Origin of the sequence: Novosphingobium meiothermophilum (genome assembly GCF_003171715.1) — a bacterium.
Classification (GTDB): Bacteria; Pseudomonadota; Alphaproteobacteria; order Sphingomonadales; family Sphingomonadaceae; genus Novosphingobium; species Novosphingobium meiothermophilum.
Genome location: NZ_QGHL01000004.1, coordinates 480773 through 498000, shown reverse-complemented (window position 1 = coordinate 498000; position 17228 = coordinate 480773). Strand labels below are relative to the sequence as shown.

Below are 17228 nucleotides of genomic sequence, written 5' to 3'. Positions count from 1 at the left end.
ACGGCATGGACCCGGTCTGGTATGCCATCATCGATTGCGCACAGGATCCCAGACTTGTAGATCTGGTGCGGTCCTGCCGCGAGCATCTGTGTCTGTTCAAGGGGCGCGATCTTGATCCGCGCTTGCTGGCCGCCTCGCCATGGCTCGTGCGAATAGACGCAGCCGAACCTCTGCTGGGGGTGTGGCAACAGCACGGACATGGCGCAAGCTGGGGGCTTATGGTGCTCTCGGACATGTCGATCGAACGGCTTCAACGCCACTTCCGGCGATTTCTGCAAGCCCGCTTGCCCGATGGCATGCTTGCCCTGTTCCGCTTCTACGATCCGCGCGTTTTCAATACCTTCATCCGCGCGGCGACACCTGAGGAGCGCGTGCCCTGGTTTTCCGGGGTGCAGCAGTTCTCGGTGGAGGCCAACGGTGGCTCGGCCGTGCATCATTACCGGCTGGTCGAGGGGAGATTGTTCGATGGCGCAAATCTCGTCGGGTGACGAAAAGGTGCCGCTCTGGCGGCAATGGTCGGCCATTGTCGGTGGCCTGCTCGTCGCGTCAGGATGGATAGCCCTTGTCATCGCGCTTGCGCCTGCGCTGATGGGCGATGGCAGCAATCTCTGGCGCTATGCCATGTTCATGCTCATGATCTATGTGCCTCTGCTGCCGATTGCCCTGATCGGCGGCTGGCTCTGTCGCAGCCAGGTGTTGCGTGCAGGGCAATCGCCGGGCGTCTGGATGGCGGCAGGCATCCTGATCGGAGGCGGCGGCGTTGCGGCATCGCTGCTGATGTCCTGGCTCAACGGCGGCGTGGTGGAAGGCAGCGGCATGACCGGCTTCGGGCTGCTTGTCGTGCTGGGGATGATGCTCACACTGGTTCAGGCCTCGATGGAGGAAGTGCTGTTTCGCGGCTGGCTTCAGCCGATCCTCGCTGAACAACGGGGCGCCATAGCAGGCGTTCTGGGAAGTGCGCTGCTGTTTGCGCTGTTCCACCTCATCGGCGGTGCGCGGGCGCCGGTGACGCTGGTGTTCATCATGCTGGCGGGCGTTCTGTTCGGGCTGTTGACGCAGCGCACAGGCGGTATTGCGGCATCCGTTGGCGCGCACGCGGCCTGGAATATCACCGAAGGGTCGGTTTTCGGGCTGGTTCCCAATCCGGGAACGGACCTGTTCGGCTCGGTCCTCGATTTCGACATTGCGGGGCCACCGATCTGGGGAGGCAGCGATGAGGGACTGAACGCTAGCGTCGGCACCTTGATGGTGATGGCGGCGCTGGTCCTGCCGTTTCTTGCAACGGTTCGGCCCCGGGGCGGCAAGCCTGCCCAGCCCGGCCTTGCGGTCTAGAGCGCGCGCTGGCTTCGCGCGGTGTCGATGCGGTCGCGTTCCTTCAGGAAGGCTTGCAGGGCCGCTCCATCCAGCCGCTTGCGGCTCGCTTCGTCGGTCGGGATGCTCAAGGGATCGACGCGTTCGCCGTCGATGTGGACTTCGTAATGCAGGTGCGGCCCGGTCGAGCGTCCGGTTGTGCCGACGTCACCGATGCGCTGCCCCTGCATGACGCGAACGCCTGCAGCAATGCCCGGCGCAAAGACGTTCTGGTGCAGGTAATAGGTCTCCCAGCCGTTGTCGTGGCGCAGGATGGTGAGGTTGCCGTTGGCGCCCTTCATCGCGGCAAATGCGATTGTGCCATCGGCAGCGGCAAAGATGGGCGTTCCGATGGGGGCGGCAAAATCGGTCCCGCCATGCAGTTTGTTGTAGTGCAGCACGGGATGGAAGCGCATCCCGAACTTGGAGGTGATCCGGGCGCCATCAACAGGAGTGCGCATCAGGCCGCGCTTGGTGGTCGCTCCGTTGCCGTCAAACCAGCCGGCATCCTCGCCGGGGGGATGGAAACGGTAGAGCGCGAGGCTTTTCTTCGGCGTGGTCAGCTGCGCAAAGAGCAGCCGCGGCGGGCCGACAGGCTCGTCGCGCCCGTTGACCTCCTGATCGTAGGCCACCTCAAAGACATCGCCGGGTGCCACTTCCGAGGCGAGGTTGAAGTCATACGAGAAGGCGTTGATGAACTCAGGGATCAGGGTGTCGACAAGGCCCGCAGTAACGGCAGAAGTGTAGAAGCTCTCGCTGTCGATCTCTCCGCGCAGAACCTGAATGCGATGAGTGACATCGGCGGCCAGTGGCGTGACGGTAAAGCTGCCGTCATCGCTGCGGCCCAGCATGACGCCCGATCCATCCACGCGCGAGGCGCGCAATTGCCGGAGCAGTCCGCCAGTGGCTCCTTCGCCGGGCGCGATGACGAGGATGGCATGGATCTCTCCTCCGCCGCCAAGGTAGGGCGCTGCCGCGATGGCAGCGGCTGTGGCATCGTCAAGTCTCACGCCCGCCTCGACCAGGGCCGTGGCGAGCTGCTCAGGGCTGGTCAGGTTGAGTGCGCGTTCCTGCATTCCGGTGCCGGTCTCGGCTGCGGTGGGAACCGTGGTTTCAGGCGTGGGAACGCGGGTGAGCCATGCCGCCAGCGCCGTGCCTGCAAGGATCGCTGCCGAACCGGCAAGCGCGATTGCGAAACGCATGTCGCGGGGCTTTGGCCGCGCAGCAGAAGGGGCCGCATTTGCTGGTCCGCTCGCGCCGGTGTCTGCCGGAAGCGGCGACGCCAGCGCCTCTTTCCAGAACGCCGTGCCGCTTGCGGACCGATTGCCTGCGTCCGGAGCAGAGACGGGGTCTTTTGGCGAAGTTCGGCCCGCAACCCATTGCTTCGGATCGAAACTGTCGTCGTTCATGGCAAATCTCGTCTCGAACCGGGGCAATTGCCGTGAAATATTCACGCATGGCTATAACCACGCTTTTGCAAAGGGTGAAGCTGTGCTTAACAGTATCGTGCTGATTATCGGGGGTGCGGATGTCGTTCGGAAGTCGTGTCGCATGGCGCGAAGGGCAGTTTCTTCGGCCCCAGCACTTTCAACAGGCCGATCGCGCCATGCGCTGGCAATTGCGCATGCGGTCGGATTCGCTGCGTCCTCATCCATGGGGGCTGACAGAGGTCGAGATTGACGAGGATCTTGCCGCAATCGGCAAGCTGACTCTCATCAAGGCCAGGGGCGTCATGCCTGATGGCACGGCCTTTTCCATTCCCGACGACATGGCCCCGCCTCCACCGCTCGACCTGCCGCTCGATACCCGCGACGCCGTTATCTATCTTACCCTGCCCGCCGCCCAGACGGGTGCGCAGGAGTTCGACGAGGCGGGGACCGCCGGCCCTGATATCCGCTTTCTCGTGGAAGAGCACGAGATTGCCGATGCCTTTTCGCAGGACCGCAGCCAGGAGCCGATCGAGGTGGCGCGGCCCAACCTGCGGCTGGGGGTAACGCGCGATCAGACCTACGGGCGCATCCTGTGCGGGCTGGTCCAGATCCGCGAGATGCAGGGGCGCAAGGTCATGTTCGATGACCGTTACATTCCCCCGCTGCTGGATGTCCGTGCCTCGCGGCCCTTGCGGCATGGGCTGGTGGATATTCTCGGCCGGTGCGAGCAGCGCGCCGACGAACTTGCGCTGCGTGCGGTTGAAGCAACCGATGGCGGCGCGGAAACCTTCGCCAGTTTCCTGCTGCTGCAAGCGCTCAACCGCTGGATTCCGGTGCTCCGTCACCTCGATTCGCTGCCAATGGTGCACCCCGAACGGCTCTATCAGGAACTTGCAAGCCTTGCGGGCGAGATCGCCACGCTGATCCGGCCGGAGCGCAAGGCGCCAACGCTGCCGCCTTACGATCACGAGAACCTGCGCCTTGCCTTCGAACCTCTGTTCGATCTCCTGCAATCCATGCTGTCGGCGGTGTTCGATCGTTCGGCGGTGCAACTGCCGCTGGAAGCCATGGGACCGGGTGCATGGACTTCGACGATCACCGACCGCAACCTTTACCAGCATGGTTATTTCTATCTGGCGGTGCGTGCAGCGGCTTCGCTGGACGAAGTTCGCCAGATGTTTCCGGCCGTTGCCAAGATCGGCGCTGTCGAGAAGATGCGCCAGATCGTAGATTCCGCCTTGCCGGGGGTGCCCTTGCGGCACACGCCCACGCCGCCTTCACAGCTTCGGGTTCTGCCGGGCTTCGTCTATTTCGAACTTGATCGCGGCGTGCCTGACTGGAGCGATTTCGCCACGGCCACCGCGCTTGGCCTGCATGTCGCCGGTGACTGGCCGCAGCTGCGCATGGAGCTATGGTGTGTGAAGCGGGCGGCACGATGATCTTCGATTCGAAGGAGGCTGCGGCATGAGCGGGGACGGTTCTTCCGACAACGGCAACCGGACGGTATTCCGACCCTCGCCCCTGGCAGGAATGCGGGGCGGATCGGCTGGCAGCGGCCAGCCGGCGTCTGGTCAGCCTCCTGTCGCTCAGCCGCCTTCAGGGGGTGTTTCGTGGGGGGCGCCGCCGCCAATTCCGCAGACACCGCCTGCCCAGCCATCAGCCCCGCCGCAGGGCTATGGTGCGCCGCCCGCCGGTTTTGGCGAGCCGCCGCCCTCGTTTGCCGCGCCGACCCCGGTCACGGGTGTCAACCGCCGTCTCAACGATGATGATATTCCGGTGCCCTCGCGCCCGCGTGATACGCGCAGCCCGCTGGTGATCGAGGCAGGCACTGTGCTGGCGCTGGCGGCATCGGTCCGTTCGGGCCGGGCGCGTATCGCCCTGCCCGATCTGCACCGCGAGGCAATGGAAGCGGTGGCAGCTTATGATCGCGCCATCGCGCCGCTCTATCCCGAAGAGACGCGGATGCGCGCGCGCTATGCAATCTGCGCCACGATCGATGATATCGCCCAGAACCTTCCCGGCATTGGCGGTGATGGTGCGGAATGGGCGCGGCGCAGTCTCGTGGTAAGCTTCTTCCGCGAGAACATTGGCGGTGATCGTTTCTGGCAACTGGTCGATGATCTGCTGGCGCGGCCGGGCCAGAACGCAGAACTGATCGAGCTTTATGCCGATTGTCTTGCCGCCGGGTTCGAAGGGCGATTCCGGGTCATGCCCGACGGCCGCGCGCGTCTGCAGCAGATCCTCACCAATCTCTACGGCGCGCTGGAACATCCACGCTCGCTCTCGCAGACCGAGATCGCCCCGATGTGGCGTGGCGCCGATGCTCCGCTGCGCAAGATCAGTCCGTGGAGCAGGGTTGCACTGGCTGCCGCCGCCGCCGTTGCTCTGCTGCTGGGCATATACATCGTCCTGCGGCTTCTGCTGATGACGGCAGGCACGGATTCGCTGAATGCTGCCAAGGCGCTCATGCCAAGAGAGAATCTGCGACTTTCGCGGGTTGGCGCTGCGCCTCCGCCGCCGCTGGAAAGCGGCCAGCTCATGCGGCTGCGCCAATTTCTCGAACCGGAAATCCGACAGAATCTGGTGGTGGTTGAGGAAGACGGCAGCACCGTTCGCGTGCGCACGACCGTGGGCCAGTTGTTTCGGTCCGGCTCCGACCAGCTTGAACCGGGCAGGGCGGAACTGTTTGCACGCATCGGCCGGGCGGTTGAGGCTGAACCGGGGCAGGTCACGGTCGAAGGCCATTCCGACAGCGACCAGATCAGCGGGCTGGCCTTCCCCGACAATACCGCGCTGTCGCAGGCGCGAGCGCAGACGGTGGCGGGCATCCTCGGTTCGGTCCTGTCCAATCCGGGACGCATCGCGGTGCAAGGCTATGGTGACAGCCGCCCCGTGGCCGACAATGCGACGCCCGACGGCAAGGCGCTCAACCGCCGCGTCGAAATCGTCATCCCGCGTCAGCCCTGAACGAGCGAGGCGAGACCCGTGAAGAAATACTTCGGCAACTGGTGGGTTCTGACAGGGCTTGCGGTCCTGTTCCTCGTTCTCGTGCTGTGTCTTGGCCTGCCCATCTTCGTGCGGATGCTGGCGCCATGGTGGGTGCGGCTCTTGCTGTTCATGCTGGTGGTCTTGCCATGGGGCCTGATCGGCTGGCTGCGTGTGCGCAAGAGCCGCAAGGCCGCTGCGGCCATTGCCGCCGAGCTTTCCGCGCCTGCACCCGGCGATGCCGAAGGTCAGGCGGTCGCCGCGCGCATGGCCGAAGGGCTGGCCGCTTTGCGGGCAGGATCGGGCAAGCGGCGGGACTATCTCTATAACCGTCCCTGGTATGTCATTATCGGGCCTCCGGGTGCAGGCAAGACCACGGCGTTGCTCAATTCGGGGCTGCGCTTTCCACTCTCGGACCAGTCGTTCAAAGGCGTTGGCGGCACGCGCAACCTTGATTTCTGGTTCGCAGATGAAGCGGTCATGGTCGATACTGCGGGCCGCTACACCACGCAGGATTCCGATAGCGCCGCGGATGCAAAGGGCTGGACCAGTTTCCTTGCCTTGATGAAGAAGCACCGTCCGCTCTCGCCGGTGAACGGCGTTATCGTGGCGATCGGCGTTGACGAGCTGCTTCAGGCAGACAGGGCAGGGCTTGATCGCCATGCCGCACTGGTGCGCCGCCGGCTTGCGGAAGTGCGCGCCACGCTTGAAGTTGCGGTCCCCGTCTATCTGCTGCTCACCAAGGCAGACCTCATCGCCGGTTTTGCCGAGTTTTACGACGATCTGGATGTCGAGGGACGGCGCGCGGTGCTGGGCGCAACCTTTCCGGTCGAACTCAAGCGACCCGGCAACGACGATCTGGTAGCCGCCTTCGATGCAGTGGTCGCTGCCCAGCAGGCCCGGCAGGCCAAGCGCCTGTTCGAAGAGGTGGATCAGACCCGGCGCAGTCTGATTCTCGGCTTTCCCGCCCAGCTTGGCGCGTTGCGCAACCGTCTCGCCCGTTTCGCCGATGGCGCCTTCCTTTCCGGCGATCAGCCGATCGGCACGCTTCGCGGCTTCTATTTCACCAGCGGCGTGCAGCAGGGCGCACCGCTTGACCGCATTCTGGCAGGGGTTGCCGAAAGCTATCAGAGCGCCACGCGTCCGGCCGAAGGATCGGGCCGCACCTATTTCCTGAACCGCGTGCTCACCGAAGTCGTGTTCGGCGAGGCGGGGCTGGTCGAGGCCGATCCTGCTGCCCGGCGGCGCCAGCAGGCCCGCACAACGGCAGGGATCATTGGCGTTGCCGCCGCCGCCACTGCCATCGTGGCGCTATGGGCTGTCAGTTTCTGGCAGAACCGTTCGTTCCAGTCTGCGCTTGGCCAGTCGTCGGCTCAGGCGGCCACGCTGATCCAGCAGACCGGTGTCGATCTGGTCGAAGTGCGCGATACGGATCCGGATCTTGAGCAGGCGCTGGCCTCGCTCAGGGCGCTGCGCAATCTGCCGCAGGGCTATGCCGAGCAGGCTGGCGGAGAGCCGGGAATGTTCATGCGTCTCGGCCTCTACCAGTCGAGCCATGCCGATGCCGCTGTCGAAGCCTATCGGTCGGGCCTGCGCCGCATCCTGCTGCCTCGCCTGCTGTTGCGGCTTGAGCAGTTCATGGCGGCCAATTCCGCCGATCCTATGGCAATCTATCAGCCGCTCAAGGTCTATCTCATGCTGGGCGGGCAGGGGCCGCTAGATCCCGGAACCGTGAAATCGTGGATCGAGGCGGACTGGGCAAACGAGCAGTTCCCCGGTGCCGACCGCGCGCCCGTGCGCAAGGAAATGTCCGATCATCTGGCGGTCCTGCTTGAAGATCAGGGCCTTTCCTCCGAATGGGCGGGGCGCAAGGCGCCGCTGGATGGCGCCATCATCGCCTCGGCGCGGGCCGCGCTCCAGACTCTCAGTCTGGCAGACCGCGCCTATGCGGTGCTGCGCCAAAAGGCGCTGGCCGGGGCGGAACAGCCCTGGCGCGCCAGCGCCGCCATTTCCGCCGGAGATGCCCAGGCTTTCGCCAACGGTGCGGAAGTCATGCAACTTGAAGTGCCCTACTTCTACACCCGCGAGGGCTACGAGAAGGCCTATCTGCCCGGCCTCGTTACGGTTGCGGGCGATCTTCAGAAAGACCTCTGGGTTTTGGGCGAGGGGGCGCAGACAGCGGGTGTGCAGGCCCAAATCGAACAGATCCGCCCCGGCGTCGCCGCGCTCTATGCCCGCGACTATGTGGATGCGTGGGAACGGGTGGCCACCTTGCCGGTTCCGGGCAACCTGTTCGGCGATCTGGCTGTGCTTGGCACCTTTGCCAAGAGTCCCTCGCCGCTCAAGGTTCTCCTGCTCGAACTGCGCAAGAACACCAGCTTCGCAGGCGGTGCCAAGGCGGTGGGCGACATGGCCAGCGCGCGGCTCGAATCCTCGCGCTTCGGCAAGCTGGCACAAGCTGCCGCCGCCACGGCAGCAGGGCCGCAGGTCGATGCCGCAACGGCAATCTCCTCGCATTTCAAGCCGGTCCACGACTATGTGGGCGATGGCAAGGCGCCTGCGCCAATCGATGACTTCGTGGCGGCGATCAAGAAGGCGGGCGAGGCCATCACTTCGGCAAAGCTTGCTGGAGGAGGCATGGGGGCAGATGCGGTGCAGAGCCAGATGGCGATGGCACAGGCCGCCGTTGCCACAAGTGCCGGGGCCGCACCGCCCCAGTTGCAGAACTTCGTGGCGGCTGCTGCCAGCGGTGGTTCTTCGGCCAGCACCGCTGCGGCACAGGGCGCGCTGAGCGAAGCCTATGCCCAATCGGTCTTTCCCGATTGCCAGCTCGCCACGCAGGACCGCTACCCTTTTGTCGGCACCGCCATGGCCGACGCATCGCTGGCTGATGTCCAGCGTGTCTTCGGCCTTGGCGGCACTTTGGACAGTTTCATTCAGGGCCGCATCGTGCCGCTGCTTGATCTGACCGGGCCGGTATGGCGCTGGAATGCGCAGAATCCGCAGACCGCCGCACTCAATCCGGCAACGCCCGAAGAGTTCGTCAAGGCGCGACAACTGCGCGATATCCTTGCCGGTGGCCTCAACGTGAAGATCGAAGCCAAGTCGTTCGGAGCCGGGGTCGATACGGTTGACATGGTGGTTGGCAATACGCGCTATACCTTCGAGCGCGGCTCGCTTGGCATGGCGCGGCCGCTTGCCTGGTCGGCGCAGGGCAATCTGCCGGTGGCCTCGGTTGCGCTCATGGCCGATGGCGCGAAAGTGGGCGGGGTTGAAACCGAAGGCCCTTGGGCCTTGTTCCGCCTGTTCGACGCCGCCCGCAAGGAAAATGCCGGGCCGCTTGCGGTGCTTGCCACTTTCGGGTCGGGCGCGCAGACCGCCGTCTTCAAGATCAGTCTGCCCAACGATCGCAATCCCTTCGGCCGGGGCGGCATCTGGAGCTTCCGATGCCCGACCGCGCTTTGAACCTGAGCGTGGCAAAGGTGCGCCCATGAGCCGCTGGCTATTCGGCAAGCTGCCCGCGCATGGCGATTTCGTGGCGCGCGGGATAGCCGCGGATGCGCGCGAGCGGCTCGACCGGTGGCTGGCGGCAGAAATGGAGCGCGCGCGAGCCCGCTGGAACGCGGAATTCGATTCGCTCTACAATGCCGCGCCGGTGTGGCACTTTGTCGATGGCGATGCGCTGACCGGCTGGAGCGGCGGCATCCTGTGCGCTTCGATGGACCGCGTGGGCCGCCAGTTTCCGCTGATGTTCGCCAGTCCGGCCGGGGATTGCGAAGCGGCGGTTGCAGCATCGGGCGGATGCCTGGCCTTGGTCGGGCAGGCTTTTGCGCAAGGCTGGACGGCGGACCAGTTGATTGCGGCGCCCCTTATCGCCGAAGGCCTCCCATGGCAGCCTTCGAGCGCAGGCTGGGCGCTGGTCGGAGAGGATGGTCCCGTGGCGGAGTGTGGTGGGCCGCACCCGGAAGGGGTGATTGAACGGATGTTGGAGATGGCTGCATGACCGGGACGTTCCGCATCGAAGACTTTGCCTTCAGTCATGTCGGCAACGTGCGCAGCCAGAACGAGGACAGCCACTTCGCTGATGGTGCGGCAGGGGTTTGGGTCGTGGCCGATGGCATGGGTGGCCACACCAACGGCAAACTTGCCTCCGAGGCGCTGGTCGCTGCGGTGGCGGCAGTGCGCCTGCCCGAAAGCATCGATGAGGCCTGCGAGGTGCTGGCGCAGGCGATCCATTCCGCCAACACCGCGATATATGGCCACGCACAGGCCGAAGGCGTGCAGATGGGCACGACCGTGGTTGCGCTCATCGTGCGGGGCGACGAGTTCGCGGTGCTCTGGGCAGGAGACAGCCGCGCCTACCTTCAGCGCGACGGAGTGCTGGTGCAACTCACCCGCGACCACACGCAGGTGCAGGAAATGGTCGATCGGGGGCTGCTGGATCCCGCGGATGTGGAAGACCACCCGATGAAGCATGTGCTTTCGCGCGCAGTGGGTGTGCAGGAAGCGCTTGAGATCGACGCGATCCGGGACACAATGGTTTCCAGAGATCTGTTCCTGCTGTGCAGTGACGGACTTTACGGCGTGGTCGGCGAAGCGCAGATTGCGCAGATAATGCACGAACGCGGCATGGCCGCAGGCGAGGCGCTGATCGAAGCCAGCCTTGCGGCAGGGGCACCGGACAACGTCACGGTCACGCTTGTCGGCGTCAACGAGCCGACCCTTCTGGTTCTCAACGGAGCATCATCGTGAGCGAGAACAACGGCCAGAACGGCGAGGGCGAACCGCGCACGATCTTCAACCCGCAGCCTTTGCCCGGAGGCGGCGATGCCGCATCGGCCTCCGCCGGTGGCTGGGGTGTTCCGCCCGTTCCCGAAAGCGTGCCGCAGGCTGCGCCGCCAACGCCCGGCTGGCCGCAGGCGGAACCGCCGCCTGCAACGCCTGAGCCATCTGCACCCGAACCATCTGCGCAACAGCCAGCCGCGCCGCAAGTGGCGGCCCCTCTGCCGCCCGAACCACTGGCCGAAACCGCGTTTCCCGGTGGCACCGCATTCCCGCTTGCCGGAACGGAGCCGCGCGAGGTGCGCGAAGGGGATGTTCTCAACCATCTCTATCAGGTTCGCCGTTTCATCGCGCGCGGCGGGATGGGGCAGGTGTTCGAGGGCGTGAACATCAACAACGAGGACGAGCGGGTCGCGATCAAAGTGATCCTGCCCCATCTCGCCCGCGATCCCAATGTCCTTGCGATGTTCCGCAAGGAGGCTCGCACCCTCACCCGGTTGAGCCATCCGGCACTCGTGCAGTATCGCACGCTTGCCATGGAGCCGCAGCTTGGCGTGTTCTACATCGTCACCGAATATATCGACGGCAGGAACCTGTCCGATGTCCTCTCGACAATCGAGGCCACTCCCGCGCAACTGCTCTCGTTGATCCGCACGCTGGCCGAAGGACTGAGCGTGGCCCACGAACTGGGCGCGATCCACCGCGACATTTCCCCCGACAACATCATGCTTGAAGGCGGGCGGCTGGACCGGGCCAAGGTGATCGACTTCGGCATTGCCAAGGATCTCGACGCTGGCAGCCAGACGATCGTGGGCGATGGTTTTGCGGGCAAGCTGAACTATGTCGCCCCTGAGCAGCTTGGCGATTTCGGACGACAGGTGGGGCCGTGGACAGATGTTTACAGCCTTGGCCTGACGATCCTTGCGATCATCAACAAGCGCGATGTCAACATGGGCGGTTCGCTTGTCGATGCAGTGGACAAGCGTCGCGCCGGTCCCGACCTTTCGCCCGTTCCGGCCGAATTGCGCCCCGTTCTGGAGGCCATGCTTCGGCCCGATCCTGCCCAGCGCCTGCGCAGCATGGACGCCGTGCTGGAGGCGCTGGGAGACCGCAAGGGCACCGGGGGAACCTCGTTTGCACCAGTGCAGTCCGCCTCAGCGCCCGCCCCGGCGCCTCTGCGGGAAGCGCCCCCTTCGCAAAAGCCGCCGGCATCGGACGACGCGGGCAACAAGCAGCGCAAAGTGCTGATTGGCGCAGGTGTTGCCGCTGCGGTCGTGCTCTTGGCGGGCATGGGCTACATGCTTGCATCGGGTGACGATGCGGCCGTCCCCGATGCGCCGCCTTCGCTTGCGGCCGCAGCGCCGCCAGCCGATCCGCTAAAGGCCGCACAGGCCGCGCTTGAGGGGGGGCTTTCGGTAGTTTCCTGTTCCTGGCTTGATGTCAGCGACCTTCAGGTTCAGGGCAATGATGTGGCTCTTGCGGTGAAGGGTGTGGCGGGCCGCCCGGTCGAGGCGCAGAATGCCATCGGGCAGTTGCTTTCGGCCAGGGGGTTGCGGGCAGCCTCGATCGATTTCAGCGAGGTTTCGCAGATCAGACCCAGCGATTGCGGCCCCGTCGAAGCGTTCCACCGCATTCGTGGCAAAGGCGCTTCGCACCTGTCGGTGCCGCAGACCAAATGGGAGCTCGCTCCTCTTCCCGCCGATGATCCCGATGCGGGCAAGCTTGGCGTTCCGGTGGTGATCGAGTTCGATCTGAACGGGGTTTCAGGCGATATCGCCATCGTCACGCTCGATGACAAAGGTATCATGGAGGTCACGCCGCTTCCGCCTGCCATGCTGGAGCAGATCAAGGTCGGCCCTGATCGCTACCGCCTGAGGATCACCACTACGCACAACGGCTGGAGCGGTATTTTCCTGCTCTACGGACGTGGTCCGTTCGATCCGGGTCTGCTCAACAGCACCACGGCAACGCGCACGGGCAACTGGGAGCAGCGCTTCCTTGCTGCGGCTCAGACGCAAGGGTGGCAATCGGATACGATCTGGTATCGTGCGGTTGACGAACAGCCCGACTGAAGCGCGAAGCCTCGTGATCGCCATGGCGTCGCCGGGTCATCGTTGCCGGGCGATTTCCTCGTAAGCCTTGCGGAACTCCTTTGCGAAGACTTCCATGAAGGCTTCGTCGGAGCCTTGGGCCACCCCGCTGAACTCCCTCTCGTAGGCAGCCCAGAGCGCGGCATCCTTTGCGCCGGGAAGAATGCGCGAGAGAATGCCGCCCTGTTCGGCGCGCGCACGGATCGCGCGCGGGCTGAACCGGTCGAGCGTTGCCCGCAAGGCTCCCTGCATCGCCTTCAGTGTCGCCATCTGGTGCGCCTGAAGATCCTTGAACGCATCTTCCACCGCGCGTTCGCTGTCCATGAAGCCGCGCTGGGGAGCGTTGAGCAACTGTTCCAGCGCCTGCTCCGGCGTTCTGGCAAACTTCAGCGGATTGTTACCGTCGAACTCAAGGCTGGTGCCTTGCGCGCCGAGCTGGCTTTTGGCGCGCGCCCGCGCCTCCAGCATGACCACCATGCCCGCAACAAGGCGGCGCAGCAGATTTCCGGCGACACCCAGAGTCTGGACTTCGCCCGACTGCAAACGTTCCAGGCTGATCCCGGCGCTCTGGGCAAAGGCGGCAAGGGAGCCTCCTGCGGCTGCGCCCGTCTGCGGCACGGCGGAGGTGGGTGATGCTGCATGGGATGGGGCGGCGGGGGGTGGTGTCGGCTGGAAGGCAGGGGCCACCGCAGCAGGCGTGTGGACCTGCGGCGCGGTGAAAGCCGGTGGCGGTGAAGGGCTCGCCGCGCCAAAGCCGCCGCGCGCCCAGTCGACAACATTGGACTGGGAAAACTTGCCCCAGATGTCGTCGGCAGCAGGTGGCGGGGGCGGTGCGGCTGGGCTGGACCAGTCCGAGGCAGGCTTGGGCGGGGCAGGCGGCGGTGCGCCCCAGGGCGATCCTCCCGCAGGTGCGGGCGTTGACGCAGACGCTGGATTGGACCATCCCCCGGTGGACGGAGCGGGGGCCGCTCCCGGTGGCGGTCCCCAGCCCGACGGCGCAGGTGCCGCGCCGCCCGCTGCGGGCGCCGGTGACGGCCCCCACCCGCTGCCTGAAGCCGCTCCAGTGGCCGCAGGTGCGACGCCCGCCGCCGGCGGGGCTGCCCAGCTTTGCGACATCGGGCCGGTGCCGGAAATGGCCGATCCGGTCGGGCGCTTGTCCCACGCGGAGGCGGCAACGGGCGGCGCGGCTTGCGCCTCGTTGCCAGAGGTCCAGCCCTTCCAGTTCGCCGGTGCAGGATTGCTGTTTCGCTCGGCAGCCTGAGCAGCAGCGGCATCATCGAGTGCCGCAACGATTTCGAACGGCCCGATGCGAATGACATCGCCCGGTGCGATGAGGTGCGGCCCTGCTAGCCGCGCGGCTTGCCCGTCGATGAAAGTGCCGTTGGTGCTGTGATCGATCAGTTCATAGTGGCCGCCTGCAAAGCGCACTTCGCAGTGGCGTGACGAAATATGGAGCGACGGATCGGGCAGGCACCAGTCCGAGGTTGCTGCCCGGCCGATCAGCGCGCCGCGGCGATCAAGCACAAGGGACAGCGGCGAGCCGTTGTCCAGCCGTTCGGCATTGCGGATGGTTAGAGTAAGAGGCACGGACCAGACCTAAACTGTCGGCGGCAAATTGTCATCATGCACCGCGAGGCGGAAAGGAAGGTGTCGCACCGATGGTCTGCGCGGTCAGCCGGGCGGTTCAGCTTCCGGCGAGGATCGCCTCGCCCAGCGCCAGACTTGCCGCAATGGCCTGTGAGGGATCGGCACTGGCAAAGGCTGCGGTCAGCACTGCTCCTGCCGCCAGTTTTGCGCAGACATCGGGCGGGGGTTGCACCGCGGGGAGATCTTCCTCCGAGATCGATCCGCCTGAAAGGAAGATCGCCTGGCAAAGCAGTGCCTGCGGGCTTTCGTCATCAAGCGTTTCGCCCAGTGTGGCGGCTGCGCGCCGCAATGTGTCGGACGGATTGTCGATCCAGCGCAATGCGGCGACAGTGGCCGGATCCGTCCGGGCAATGCCGATCTCGATCAGGCTTCGCGTTGCCCAGATCACGCATTCGTAACGGGGCATGGCATGGGCCAGAAAACTGGCCGCGTCGCTGGCCTCGCCAGCCTCGCGCAGCCGGGCGAACCAGTCGGACGGTGCCATGCCTTGCGCTTCCGGCGCCACGGTGCGGGGATTGACCACGCGGGCAAGCTGTGCCGCGTCGGTCCAGGTGGAAAGTGTCCAGTTGCCCATCGTGCGTCCCGATCGCGTTTGTCAGTTGATCTTCACCAGACTGCCCTTTGCAGTCAGGATTCCCGATGCCTCGACATTGGTCATCGCGCCCTTCAGCTTGGCCGTTGCGGCGCCTTCCATCTTGAGCTGGGTCGTCGAGATCTTCACCGAGGTGGGATCGATGGTGATCGTGCTGCCGCCGCATTTCAGGGTGATCTTGGTGGCGGCGGTGATCTCGATTGAGGAACCGGAGGTAATCTTGATCTTCTTGGTCACGTCGAGCGTGTCGTTCGACTTGATCGCAACCTTGCGATCCTTGTTGACCGTGATCGTCTCGGTGCCCTTGACTTCCTCCTTGCGGTTTCCCTCGATCAGGATCTCTTCGTTCTTGCCGACGCGCTCCTTGCGGTTCTTGCCGACACTGATTTCCACGTCACGGCCAACCTTGTGGGTCTCGTTGTGCCGCACCCGTGTGTTCATGTCCCGCTCGGCGTGAAGGAAGACTTCCTCCTTCCCGGTGGCATCCTCGAAGCGCAGTTCGTTTGCGCCGGGTGCCTTGGTGTCAAGTTCCTCGGCTTCCGGCAGCGCCTGACCGCTGGTGCGCTTGTAGGTCTTGGTCCGCCACAGGGCCTTGGTCTTGTGGTCAGGCAGCTTGTAAACGGGCATGTGGCTGGCATTGAAAACCCTGCCGACCACGATTGGCCGGTCCGGGTTGCCGTTGATGAAATCGACCAGAACTTCATGCCCGATGCGCGGAATGATGATGTTGCCAAGCCCGCCGGTCTGGGAAACGCGGACCCAGCAGCTTGACTTGTCATCGAGCTTGCCCTGACGATCCCAGTGGAACTGCACCTTGATCCGCCCGAACTCGTCGACGTGGATTTCCTCGCCGGGCGGTCCGGTGACGACCGCCGTTTCGGGGCCGCGCGCCGAAGGACGGGGTGTTGCCATAGGGGCGCGGTAGTTCACGTCGTGAGGGATCGTGGTGAACTCGACGAAGGTCTGCCCGGCGCTGCCGCCCGAACGGTATTGTTCGGTGGCCAGCACGGTCCGGCAGCGCACGATCAGGTATTTGCGGTTGAAGCGGCTGATCGGATGCCCCTTCAGCTGGAGGTGATAGCCAGTTTCGATCCCGGCATAGGTGCTTGTGCCTTCATAGCGCAGGCGCTGGGCGCGGCGGCTCTCCAGAACCACGGTGCTGAGCGCCTGTCCTGCGGGTTCCTGATAGTAGCGGCCCGGCCAGTTGTAGATTTCGATCGAATCGAGCGGATGCGCGCTCTTGTCGGTGGCTTCGGCCTGGCGCGGGCGCGTTGGCTGCTTGAAGTCGTAGTCGCGCATGGTCACGCGCGATTCGCCCCCGGTCGAGGCACGTTCGTGCCATGACTGGATGAAGATCCCCGCAGAGCCGCCCCGGCTCGTCGAATCCACCAGAGCCGCGGAATCCGAAACCGGATTGTAGGTCATCGGCCCTGCCGGCATCGTTACGTGGCAGCCGGGCTTGTCGCAGATCACCATCGTGTGGGCCGATGGCCCGTGCTGGTAATAGTAATAGAGCCCTTCTTCTTCCATGAGACGCGAGACGAAATCGAAATCGCTTTCGCCATACTGCACGCAATAGGCCAGCTGACGCGTCCCGCCCGAAGCCTTGACCTCGAAGGCAATGGAACAGCCACCCAGCACGGACTTGATGATCTCTATGACGGGCTTGTTCTGGAATATCCGGTAGTTGCTGCCCTGATCGTGCAGCTGCGCAGCGGGTGCCAGCATCAGGCGATAGACAAATCCTGCGCCCTCGATCTCCTCCACGTATTCGGCATCCACCACGATGCCGTGAAAATGGCGCAGCAACTGGCCATCCAGCCTGCTCTCGATTGCCGCAGGCTTGCCCAGATTGGGCAGAAGCTGAAGTTCGTCGAGCGAGAGCACTTCAAGTGTGATGGCGAAGTGCTGGCTCAGGCCCTCGAAGGCGTCGAGCCGGACCAGCCTGAGTTGTTCGGCACCATTTCCAAGCCGCAAGGCAAGGGCGGTCTGTCGCATCGGACCATCAGCCAAGTCTGTTCCCCTACCAAAGAGGTGACGGCATTGCTGCCGCAGCGATGCGACCGGTTTGCTGGTTTATCAGCTTCTCGTCTGTGATTGTCGTCACCGCTACCAGATGGCGCGGCTGTTATGAAGCGTCTATTCCGCAAGAGACGGCAGTCTTGAATAGGGGTGAACTTATCCGGGGAGTATTGCCGGAAAGTTCGGACTTGGCAGACCGATTGTCTCGTAGTGGCACCGATTTGCCGGTTCTTCGGGAAATGCGGGTTTGCGGTGCAGGAATCGTTTGCGACGCTGGTTGATGACCTGTAGATGTGTTGGAAAGATTTAACCAAAGGCGTCGCGTATTCA

General features: G+C 64.6%; 12 protein-coding genes. 8 read left to right on the top strand and 4 right to left on the bottom strand.

What is annotated here, in order from left to right; translation table 11 throughout:
• The first annotated feature begins 5 nt into the window (after positions 1–5).
• Positions 6–488 (top strand): DUF4123 domain-containing protein, encoded by a 483-nt coding sequence (locus DKM43_RS02785; protein WP_109796922.1) that lies wholly within the window; start codon positions 6–8, stop codon positions 486–488.
• Positions 466–1332, top strand: a complete 867-nt coding sequence (locus DKM43_RS02780) for a CPBP family intramembrane glutamic endopeptidase (RefSeq protein WP_161554022.1) — start codon at positions 466–468, stop codon at positions 1330–1332. Before DKM43_RS02785 ends, DKM43_RS02780 begins: the two co-directional genes overlap by 23 nt.
• Here the strand turns inward: DKM43_RS02780 and DKM43_RS02775 are convergent.
• Positions 1329–2552, bottom strand: coding sequence for a M23 family metallopeptidase (locus DKM43_RS02775; protein ID WP_161554021.1), 1224 nt, complete (start codon positions 2550–2552; stop codon positions 1329–1331). The genes DKM43_RS02780 and DKM43_RS02775 overlap by 4 nt on opposite strands.
• Positions 2553–2878: 326 nt before the next feature.
• Between DKM43_RS02775 and tssK the strand changes: the two genes are divergently transcribed.
• Genes tssK through DKM43_RS02745 form a run of 6 tightly spaced genes read left to right on the top strand, consistent with a single transcriptional unit; the run spans position 2879 to position 12619 of the window.
• A complete protein-coding gene (gene tssK / locus DKM43_RS02770) occupies positions 2879–4219 on the top strand; it encodes a type VI secretion system baseplate subunit TssK (protein ID WP_109796919.1) in 1341 nt (446 codons plus the stop codon).
• 25 nt (positions 4220–4244) lie between these two features.
• The gene (gene icmH / locus DKM43_RS02765; RefSeq protein ID WP_109796918.1) at positions 4245–5747 is read left to right on the top strand and encodes a type IVB secretion system protein IcmH/DotU; all 1503 of its coding nucleotides are present in this window, start codon (positions 4245–4247) and stop codon (positions 5745–5747) included.
• A gap of 18 nt (positions 5748–5765) precedes the next feature.
• On the top strand, positions 5766–9230 hold the full coding sequence (gene tssM / locus DKM43_RS02760) for a type VI secretion system membrane subunit TssM (RefSeq protein WP_109796917.1): 3465 nt from the start codon (positions 5766–5768) through the stop codon (positions 9228–9230).
• A 25-nt stretch (positions 9231–9255) separates the two neighbouring features.
• Positions 9256–9768: a type VI secretion system-associated protein TagF gene (tagF, locus tag DKM43_RS02755; protein WP_109796916.1), complete on the top strand. Its 513-nt coding sequence runs from the start codon at positions 9256–9258 to the stop codon at positions 9766–9768.
• Positions 9765–10517 carry a PP2C family protein-serine/threonine phosphatase gene (locus tag DKM43_RS02750; protein WP_109796915.1) on the top strand — a complete coding sequence of 251 codons (753 nt, stop codon included), beginning with the start codon at positions 9765–9767 and terminating at the stop codon, positions 10515–10517. Before tagF ends, DKM43_RS02750 begins: the two co-directional genes overlap by 4 nt.
• Positions 10514–12619 carry a serine/threonine-protein kinase gene (locus tag DKM43_RS02745; RefSeq protein WP_109796914.1) on the top strand — a complete coding sequence of 702 codons (2106 nt, stop codon included), beginning with the start codon at positions 10514–10516 and terminating at the stop codon, positions 12617–12619. Before DKM43_RS02750 ends, DKM43_RS02745 begins: the two co-directional genes overlap by 4 nt.
• Before the next feature lie 36 nt (positions 12620–12655).
• Here DKM43_RS02745 and tagH read toward each other — a convergent pair whose 3' ends face one another.
• The 3 genes from tagH to DKM43_RS02730 form a co-directional block, all read right to left on the bottom strand.
• Complete coding sequence (gene tagH, locus DKM43_RS02740; protein ID WP_109796913.1) at positions 12656–14224, bottom strand: type VI secretion system-associated FHA domain protein TagH; 1569 nt, start codon at positions 14222–14224, stop codon at positions 12656–12658.
• Positions 14225–14321: 97 nt separating this feature from the next.
• On the bottom strand, positions 14322–14858 hold the full coding sequence (locus tag DKM43_RS02735) for a DUF6931 family protein (RefSeq protein WP_109796912.1): 537 nt from the start codon (positions 14856–14858) through the stop codon (positions 14322–14324).
• 21 nt (positions 14859–14879) lie between these two features.
• Entirely contained in the window at positions 14880–16889 is a 2010-nt protein-coding gene (locus DKM43_RS02730; protein WP_145960461.1) for a type VI secretion system Vgr family protein, read from the bottom strand.
• Positions 16890–17228: the final 339 nt, after the last annotated feature.